Source organism: Pararhizobium antarcticum (assembly GCF_001885585.1).
In the GTDB taxonomy this organism is placed as follows: domain Bacteria; phylum Pseudomonadota; class Alphaproteobacteria; order Rhizobiales; family Rhizobiaceae; genus Pararhizobium; species Pararhizobium antarcticum.
Genome location: NZ_LSRP01000024.1, coordinates 115,422 through 124,599 on the forward strand (window position 1 = coordinate 115,422; position 9,178 = coordinate 124,599).

Genomic DNA, 9,178 nt, shown 5'->3' on the forward strand with positions numbered 1-9,178 from the left:
GGTACCGCAGTCGCCTACATGGCGCCCGGATAGTTGGGGCTTTCGCGGGTGATCGTCACATCATGCGCGTGACTTTCGCGCAGGCCCGCACCCGAGATGCGGACGAAGGTGGCGCGCTCCTGGAAATCCTTGATGGTCTTGCCGCCGACATACCCCATCGAGGCCCTGAGACCACCGGCCAACTGGTGCAGGACGCCGGACACTGGGCCCTTGTAGGGAACCTGACCTTCGATGCCTTCCGGCACGAGCTTCAGCGTATCGCGCACTTCCGCCTGGAAATAGCGGTCGGCCGAACCGCGGGCCATGGCGCCGACGGAGCCCATGCCGCGATAGGCCTTGAACGAGCGGCCCTGATAGAGGAACACCTCGCCCGGGCTTTCGTCGGTTCCGGCCAGCAGCGAGCCGATCATGCAGGCGGATGCGCCGGCGGCGATCGCCTTGGCAAGATCGCCCGAGAACTTGATGCCACCATCGGCAATGACAGGAATGTTGGCGGCCTGGGCGGCCTCGACGGCAGCCATGATGGCCGCCAGCTGCGGCACGCCGACGCCGGCGACGATGCGGGTGGTGCAGATCGAACCCGGGCCGATACCGACCTTGACGGAATCGGCGCCAGCATCGATCAGCGCCTTGGTGCCGTCGCCGGTTGCGACATTGCCGGCCATGATGCGTATCGAGTTCGACATTTTCTTCACGATGGCGACCGCATCGAGGACGCGCTGCGAATGGCCATGCGCGGTATCGACGACGATCAGGTCGACACCGGCGTCGATCAGGCGCTCGGCCCGCTCGATGCCGTCGTCGCCGACGCTGATGGCGGCTGCGGCCCGCAGGCGACCCTGCGCATCCTTGGATGCATTCGGGTTGAGCTGCGACTTCTCGATGTCCTTGACCGTGATCAGTCCGACGCAGCGGCGATCGGCATCGATGACCAGCAGCTTCTCGATGCGATGGGTGTGAAGAAGGCGCTTGGCTTCCTTCTGGTCGACGTTCTCGGTGACGGTGATCAGGTTTTCGCGGGTCATCAGTTCGTAGATTTTCTGACCCGGATCCGATGCAAAGCGCACGTCGCGGTTGGTCAGGATGCCGACCAGGCGACCCGGTGTCTTTCCGGTCGCGTTCTCGACGACCGGAATGCCGGAGATCGAGTACATTTTCATCAGCGCCAGCGCATCGGCCAGCGTCGCATCCGGACCGATGGTCACGGGGTTGACGACCATGCCGCTTTCGAACTTCTTGACCTGGCGAACCTGCTCGGCCTGCTCGATCGGGGTCAGGTTGCGGTGAATAACGCCGATGCCGCCGGCCTGCGCCATGGCGATCGCCAGGCGGCCTTCGGTCACGGTGTCCATGGCAGACGAGAGGATCGGCAGGTTCAGATCGATGTCCTGGGCGATACGGGTGGCAATGTTCGTCTGCCCCGGCATGACTTCGGAATGTCCGGGCTGCAGAAGGACGTCGTCGAACGTCAGAGCCTCCAGACCGGTTGCCGTTTCGATGATGCGCGCCATGCCAAATCCCTTCAGTAAATGGTATCCTCCCCGCACAATCGGGTGACCGTGCGGCGGGAGACTCGCCGCGCTAGACCGGCGAGAGTTTCTTGGAAGTTGGCGAGGGCTGGTAACACGGATATGACGGGTTGGAAAGTGCAAAGGCCCGGCGAAAACGCCGGGCCTGCCAAGTTATTCCTGCAATGGTGAAGGCGGCCGGTTCAGAGCTCGAACTGGTAGCTTTCCGGCACGAAGCGATAGCCCTGGTCGAGCGTCTCGATGAAACCGACCGAGGGAAACGGCATGTGGTAACCGACGAAGGGCAAACGGTCGGTGGCGATCATGTCGAAAACCTTTTTGCGCGTGGCCGCTGCGGCCGTCTTGTCCATGTCGAAACGCACCTCCCAGTCGGGCCGCTGCAGCGACAGCACAAAGTGATTGGCGGTGTCGGCCGTCAGGATCAGCCCTTTGCCGCCCGATTCGATGCGGTAGATCATGTGGCCCGGCGAGTGGCCAAACGCCGCCATGCCAGTGATACCAGACACGACCTCGCCGCCATCGCCGACGAAGGTCATCTTTTCGGCCAGCGGCACGACCTTCTCCAGCACGCCCTTGTGACCGCCCTCGGCCGGCGTTCCGGCCCGCGCCGGATCCTTCCAGAAATCGAATTCCGCCTGACCGGCCACATAGCGGGCATTCTTGAAGGTCGGCTGACCGCCTTCCATCAAGCCACCGATATGATCGCCGTGCATATGGGTGAGGACGACGACCGTCACCTGGTCCGGCGTGTAGCCCGCCGCCTGCATGCCGGCGACAAGCTGGCCAGCGCCAGCGGCACGACCACCCTCGCCCATGCCGGTATCGAACAGGATCACATCGGAACCGGTATCGACCAGCGTCGGCGAAAAACCGTTGGCGAACTTGTCGGTCGGCAGGAAATTTGCCATCAGCAATTCGGCGACCGCTTCCGGCGTCTGGTTGGTACCGAAGGTTTCCTGCGGCTTTTCGGACGTGCGCAGGCCGTCGCTGATGACGGTCACACCGAACGTGCCGATCTTGAAGCTGCTGGTCTTCGTCGCCTGTGGTGCCATGGCATCCGTCTTCGTTTCGGTCTGCGCGAATGCGGTCCGGTTCATCAGAAACGGCACAGCCAGCGCACCGGCAGCTGTCGCGCCGAAAAGCGCACGTCGGCCAAGGGAAAGTCTATCGATCATTGGAGCCTCCAGGGGGTTCAGGGCGGAAAATGAAACTGCGTCTCCCAACGCACGGCCATATCTAGTGTCTTGACAGGCAATGGCAGGCCGTCTCACAGGGAAGTGATCGCAAGTTGAGGCGCAGGGTTCGAATTTGTCGCGCAGGCGCCTATGTCCCCCACTTCCGGACGACCGAGCAAGGCCAATCCGCATGAAACGCCCCCGCATCGACCACCCCGCATGAGCCCCTCCATGAACCACCCCATGAGCCGTATCGTCCCGATGATCCTCGCCGTGGCGCTGTTCATGGAGCAGATGGACTCGACGGTCATCGCCACCTCACTGCCTGCGATCGCCCATGACCTTGGCGTCGGGCCGATCACGCTGAAGCTGGCGCTGACCTCCTACATGGTTTCGCTGGCGATTTTCATACCGCTCAGCGGCTGGATGGCCGACCGCTTCGGGGCAAAACGCATTTTCCGCTCGGCCATTCTCGTCTTCGTCGCCGGCTCGATCCTGTGCGCCATCTCCGGCGACCTGATTTCCTTTGTCGTTTCGCGTTTCCTGCAGGGCATGGGCGGAGCGATGATGACGCCGGTGGCACGGCTGGTGCTCGTGCGCTCGACCAAGCGCAGCGAGCTGGTCAGCGCCATGGCGCTGCTGACGATACCGGCATTGGTCGGGCCGCTGGCAGGTCCACCGCTCGGCGGCTTCATCACCACCTATTTCTCCTGGCACTGGATCTTCCTGATCAATGTGCCGATCGGCATAGCCGGTTATTTCCTCTCGGGAGCCTATTTGCCGGACATTACCAGTGCCGCGCCGCCACCGATCGACATCAAGGGGTTCTTTCTCAGCGCCATCGCCGCTTCCGGCACCATGTTCGGGCTTTCGGTGATGAGCCTGCCGGCGCTGCCACCGATCATCGGCGCGGTCGCCGTCCTCATCGGCATCACATGCGGCTTTCTGTATGTGCGCCATGCCCGTCGCCACCCGGCACCCCTGCTTGATCTCAATCTGTTCAAGGACAGCGCCTTTCGCGCCGCTGCGATCGGGGGCACGCTGTTTCGCATCTCGATCGGCGCCATCCCCTTTCTGATGCCGCTGATGCTGCAGGTGGGTTTCGGCCTGTCGCCGTTCCAGTCGGGGATGATCACCTTTGTCGGGGCGATCGGCGCCCTGACGACAAAGTTCTTCGCCAAGCGCGTGCTGGTCTTTGCCGGCTTTCGCACGACACTGATGATCGCAGCCCTGGCCGGCGCGGCATTGACCTTTGTCAACGGCCTGTTCACGCCCGCCACGCCCTATCTGGTGATGGCGTTCATGCTGCTGCTCGCGGGCTTTGCGCGGTCTTTCTTCTTCACCAGCGTCAATGCCTTGTCCTTTGCCGATATCGACGATGCCGATGCCAGCAAGGCGACCGCGATGAGCGCCGTGCTGCAGCAGATCAGCCTGGCGATGGGCGTTGCCGTTGCCGGCGCGATCCTGGAGATCGAGACCACGCAGACCGGCTCTCCGCTGCAACTGCGCGACTTCCAGATCGCCTTCATGATCATCGCCGTCTTCACCCTGACAGCCATCATCCCGTTCATCACCATGGCCAGAAACGCCGGCGCATCCGTCTCGGGCCACCGCCTGGCTGTACCGGAGAGCGAGACGACGACCGGGGTGAAGTGAGCGTGGCCGACAGGCGATCCGGATCCCGACGATCGTCGTTTGCGGTGATGCCAGATCGGGATGTTTGTTCCGCCGCAGGGCATGCAGCGCGTTGAGGCATGGTCAATCATTGGGTGGCTCGATGCTCAGCAGGGCGCGCACCAATGCGGCCTGGCTGCGCACGCCGGTCTTGTCGAACATGCGCTGGAGTTGCGTGCGCAGCGTATTGACACTGACGACCAGGATTGCGGCCGCACCCGCTATGTCGTTTCCATCAACGATGAGGCGGGCAAGCCTGACCTGCGCGGGGGACAAACCGTAGATCTCCCGCGCCCGCTCGATCCTGCGCGCGACCGTCCTTGTATCGTCGAACGATACCAGCGCCTTGCCATCTTCCAGCCGGACCCAGCAGTGCATCGGTACGCCTGCCGCATCCTGCCCAAGCGTCACCGCCCAAGCCTGTTTCGGCGACAAGGTGAGCCGCGTCTGACCCTTCAGTTCAAGACAAGCCAGGCGGACGGCTTCACGCAAGGCGGGGTCGTGTTTTCGCCGTCGGGCGCGCAGGCGACCAGCAGCGACGACAAGACCCGGATGATCCCTGATCCGTTCCTGCGCGAGTTGGTTCGACCAGAGAATGCGGAGGTCCGCATCGACCTCGATGAGCGGGAAGCTCACCTGTTCGACAGCACTTTCCATCATCACCATGCAACTGATCGTCCAGACGCCATCGACACGCTGCAGAATTTTCAGCTCGCGTTTCAGATCATTGCCACCATCAATGCCGATCTGGTCATAGGTGACCCAGGCCATGGTCTCGGCGATGACGATATTGACGTTCTCCCAGCGAACATGGTCCGAAAAGTTCTGCGTCTCGGGGAAACGCTCCACGATCGTCTTCAGGCGCGCGGCAATCGCTTCCCAGCCCTCGTCAACCCGAACGCCGAGCGAGGCGTAATATTCCATCCGCCGGGCCTGTGGCGATTGCAGCCAATGGGCCGCCAAGGCTTCGAAGTCCCGCTGCAGCCATGCCTCGGTCTCGCTGCGGAGCACAGCGAGGATCTCCCGCTTGTCAGCCTCACATCCGTCCATCTCACTCCCTTCAAAATGCCGTCAGTCTCATAACATGGCCGGATGCGTGTGCCATGAGGCGGCTTCACCCCAAGGCCAGTCCGAGCATCACGATCATGCCGGCAGCCATTGCAACCGAGCCAGGCACCCCCGGCCTGAAGCATCGCATGTCGCTGTGCTTGGCGTAATAACAATCCTCGGCCAAAGCGCTCATCGGCACCGTTCGCGCCGCGGCGCGCATGTGCGCGATAACAAGGCTGTAGATCTCCATGACGTCTCTCCGGTCCCGGCACATTCATCCCGGCAACCTGGCATGGCACGAGGCGCGCAGTTGTCATGCGCGCGGACGACAGTCGACAGGTTTGACGTTTGAAGCTTGCAAGGGGAACGGAATGACCGATGGCGCCGCAGATAGGGGCGAAACGTCTTGCAAGCTTCGCGAAGGGGGCGTCTTTTCACGTCAACCGCCGCCGTCGCGGCATTGTCCGGAAATCAGGATTGCTGCGATACTGCAGCGTTCAGATGCGCAGCGTCAGCAAGTCTGATCACGGCCCTGTTTCTGAAGAGGTCGTCCTGGCGCAGATGGGTGATGCTTCCGGACTTTGCGGGGAAGCTTACGAAGCCGGTGGCATCGATCGGTATCTTCATCCATGCCGCGATAACCAGACTGAGGGTGAAACCGTGGGTCACGATGATCTGGGTGGCACAGGGCCGATCCACAATCGCCCCCACACACGGGAAGACGCGGACAGCCACGTCCCGGCGGCTTTCTGCGCCCTCAATCCCGCAGTCATGATCCAGCCGGTTGTCATCGGGGGCGGGACGATAGCGGGCATCAAGCCACTCCTGAGGCTGTCCGCCTGCCACACCATAGCTGATTTCCCGCAGATCGGCGGTTTCGACCACATCGAGACCAAAGCGTCCGGCAATTATGGCCGCCGTTTGCGCCGCCCGGCGAAGGTCTGAGCTGTAGATCTCGACCTCACCACGACCGACCAGCGCGACCAGGCGTTCGGCCGTGGCTTCCGCGTCCTGCATGCCGCGGGTCGTCAGATCAGTATCGTACCAGCCGCCGACCTTGTCCTCGACATGGTGGATGGACTCGGTATGGGTGACAACAAAGAGGTCTTTCACGCAAGCTACTCCATCCGGCCTCTTGCCGCGAAACCAGGTCTCATCGGGCGTTGGGCGGGCGTGACGTTTCCCGGCACTGTGATCTGGGCAAACCGCGGCCTGATCATCCGGCTCGCGCATCCGACATCCGCACCAAGGGGCGCTGTCGAACTTTAAACCTGGCCCGTAAGCTCGCAGACGGCCGAGAGCTTGTTGCCATCGGGATCGCGGACATAGGCGGCGTAGAAATCCGCGTGATAGGGGCGCAGACCGGGCTTTCCCTCGTCGGTGCCGCCATGGGCCATGGCGGCGGCGTAGAAGGCATCGACAAGGGCCCGGCTTTCGGCTTCCAGCGCCACCATCGAACCATTGCCGATCGTTGCGGGTTTCTTGTCGTAGGGTGAAACGATCCAGAGGCGGCAGCGGCTGTCGGCCTCTGCGCCATAGCCGATCTCGACTGCGTCCGTCACCCGTCGCACCAGCCCGAGCGGGGCAAGGGCCGCATCATAAAAAACCGTTGCCTTCGCCAGGTCGTTGCTGCCGAGCGTGATATAGAGCAGCATGGTGTCAGTCCTCGTTTTCGCCGGCCATTTCGCGATCGTCGCGCATGTCGGCATCATCTTCGGCATTGAAGTCGGGCCGGGTCGGCCTGTCGGGATGGCGGCCCTTGAAGCCCTTGGCGAGCAGGAACATTTCCACCGATTCGGCCCGCGAAGCGGCCGGCTTGACATGGATGACCTGCTTGAAGTTCTGCTTCAGCAGGGTCAGCAGTTCGCGCTCGGCCCCCCCCTGGAAGGTTTTCGCCAGAAAATGGCCCCCTTCGGCCAGAACGTCGATGGCAAAATAGGCCGCGACCTCGCAGAGATGCATGGTGCGGATATGGTCTGTCTGGCGATGCCCGGTGGTTGGCGCGGCCATGTCCGAGAGGACCAGATCTGGCGTACCGCCGAGCGCTGCCATCAACCTGTCGGGAGCCGACGGATCGAGAAAGTCGAGCTGCAAGATATGCACGCCGGCCAGAGGATCGAGCTCGAGAAAGTCGATCGCCACGACCTTTGGGTCGTCATCGGTCGAATTGGTGACCTTGGCGGCGATCTGCGACCAGCTGCCCGGAGCCGCGCCCAGATCGATGATGCGCATGGCGCCCGACATGATCTTGTGCTTCTCGTCGATCTCCAGCAGCTTGAAGGCCGCGCGGGCGCGGTAACCTTCGAGCTGGGCGCGCTGCACATAGGGATCGTTGATGTGGCGCTCGATCCAGCGCCGCGACGAGGCCTTCAGCTTGCCCTTCTTGACCTTCTGGCCAAGCTTGCGGCCGGTGCGGTTTCCGCCGATCGGGGGTTTCGTCATGACTTGTTTCCTTCATGGGAACCCTGCGGTCCCGGGATGCCGCGGGGGAAGCGACGCGGACGGCCACGCCGCCAGGCGCCGTCATCGGCCATCATATCGGTGAGCAGGCCTTCGCGCAGGCCGCGATCGGCAACGCGCATGCGCTCGGAGGGCCAGCGGCGGCGAATGGCCTCGAGGATGGCGCAGCCGGCCAGCACAAGATCGGCCCGGTCCGGACCGATGCAGGGATTGGCGGCACGGGCGGTGAAATCCCACGAGAGAAGCCGGGCCTGCATGGCGCTGACTTCATCATCCGACAGCCACAGGCCATCGACCTTGCGCCGGTCGTAGCGCGGCAGATCGAGATGCACGCCGGCGAGCGTCGTCACCGTGCCGGATGTGCCGATCAGGTGGAAGCCGGTATCCGCATCCGCGCCTGACAGCGCGTCGATCGCCGGGCATTCGAAACCCGACAGCATGGCCTCGACTTCGCGCACCATCGCCTCGAACCCATCCGGCGTGACGTCCTGGCCGCCATGGCGCTCCGACAAAGTCACGACGCCGACCGGCAGCGAGGTCCAGTGGGTGATGTGGTTGGCCAGCCGGCTGGAGCGGTTGTCGCCGATCCGGATGACGGCGATTTCCGAGGAGCCACCGCCGATATCGAAGAGCACGACCGATTTCGTGTCGCGGCCGACAAGCGACGAGCAGCCGGAGACGGCAAGCCGCGCCTCGGTCTCGCGGTTGATGATCTCGAGCTCGAGGCCGGTTTCGCTGAGCACGCGCTCGAGAAAGGCCTCGCCATTGACGGCGGCGCGCGCCGCCTCGGTGGCGATCAGCCGGCTTTTGCGGATATCGCGCAGCTTCAGCTTCGCGGCGCAGATCTTCAACGCCTCGATCGAGCGGTCCATGGCCTCCGGCGACAGGCGCCCGGAGGCACCAAGCCCCTCGCCGAGCCGGACGATGCGCGAGAAGGCATCGACCACCCGGAACTGGCCAGGCCGCGTCGGCTGCGCAATCAAAAGGCGGCAATTGTTGGTGCCGAGATCGAGCGCCGCATAGAGCGGGGCTGCAGCATCCGGTGCATGCGACTGCGTCTGCGGCACGGTGTGGCGCCATCCCTCGAACCCGGGATGGGCATGGGCCTTCCTGTCCTCCGACACCGCGGCCGGCTGAACGGCACGCGGCCGCTCGGACACAGGCGCTGCCTGCGATGCCTGTGGCTTGTCGCTGCCGGCCAGCGGCCGGCCCTGCAGGCCGCGACGGTTGCGCTTCTTCTTGCCCCTGTGCGGAGCATTGTGGGGAGTATGGTACGGGGCGCTGTCCGGA

The 9,178-nt window shown here is 63.5% G+C and carries 9 protein-coding genes; 1 reads left to right on the forward strand and 8 read right to left on the reverse strand.

Annotated elements, in window-relative coordinates:
- Positions 1-14: 14 nt before the first annotated feature.
- Positions 15-1,511, reverse strand: a complete 1,497-nt coding sequence (gene guaB / locus AX760_RS03430; RefSeq protein ID WP_071831448.1) for an IMP dehydrogenase — start codon at positions 1,509-1,511, stop codon at positions 15-17.
- A 200-nt stretch (positions 1,512-1,711) separates the two neighbouring features.
- Complete coding sequence (locus AX760_RS03435; protein ID WP_425348809.1) at positions 1,712-2,581, reverse strand: MBL fold metallo-hydrolase; 870 nt, start codon at positions 2,579-2,581, stop codon at positions 1,712-1,714.
- A 366-nt stretch (positions 2,582-2,947) separates the two neighbouring features.
- On the opposite strand from AX760_RS03435, the gene AX760_RS03440 reads away from it, so the two are divergent.
- Positions 2,948-4,360, forward strand: coding sequence for an MFS transporter (locus AX760_RS03440; protein ID WP_071831452.1), 1,413 nt, complete (start codon positions 2,948-2,950; stop codon positions 4,358-4,360).
- A 102-nt stretch (positions 4,361-4,462) separates the two neighbouring features.
- On the opposite strand, the gene AX760_RS03445 is transcribed toward AX760_RS03440, so the two are convergent.
- From AX760_RS03445 to AX760_RS03470, 6 genes are all read right to left on the reverse strand, one after another.
- The gene (locus AX760_RS03445) at positions 4,463-5,428 is read right to left on the reverse strand and encodes a DUF4440 domain-containing protein (protein ID WP_071831455.1); all 966 of its coding nucleotides are present in this window, start codon (positions 5,426-5,428) and stop codon (positions 4,463-4,465) included.
- Between the two features lie 64 nt (positions 5,429-5,492).
- Positions 5,493-5,678 carry a hypothetical protein gene (locus AX760_RS03450; protein WP_071831457.1) on the reverse strand — a complete coding sequence of 62 codons (186 nt, stop codon included), beginning with the start codon at positions 5,676-5,678 and terminating at the stop codon, positions 5,493-5,495.
- 221 nt (positions 5,679-5,899) lie between these two features.
- The gene (locus AX760_RS03455; protein WP_245294918.1) at positions 5,900-6,661 is read right to left on the reverse strand and encodes a histidine phosphatase family protein; all 762 of its coding nucleotides are present in this window, start codon (positions 6,659-6,661) and stop codon (positions 5,900-5,902) included.
- A gap of 32 nt (positions 6,662-6,693) precedes the next feature.
- A complete protein-coding gene (locus AX760_RS03460) occupies positions 6,694-7,083 on the reverse strand; it encodes a VOC family protein (RefSeq protein ID WP_071831461.1) in 390 nt (129 codons plus the stop codon).
- Positions 7,084-7,087: 4 nt separating this feature from the next.
- Positions 7,088-7,870 (reverse strand): RlmE family RNA methyltransferase, encoded by a 783-nt coding sequence (locus AX760_RS03465; RefSeq protein WP_071831464.1) that lies wholly within the window; start codon positions 7,868-7,870, stop codon positions 7,088-7,090.
- The gene (locus tag AX760_RS03470; RefSeq protein WP_083531050.1) at positions 7,867-9,105 is read right to left on the reverse strand and encodes a Ppx/GppA phosphatase family protein; all 1,239 of its coding nucleotides are present in this window, start codon (positions 9,103-9,105) and stop codon (positions 7,867-7,869) included. The genes AX760_RS03465 and AX760_RS03470 overlap by 4 nt, the downstream gene beginning before the upstream one ends.
- Positions 9,106-9,178 lie beyond the last annotated feature (73 nt).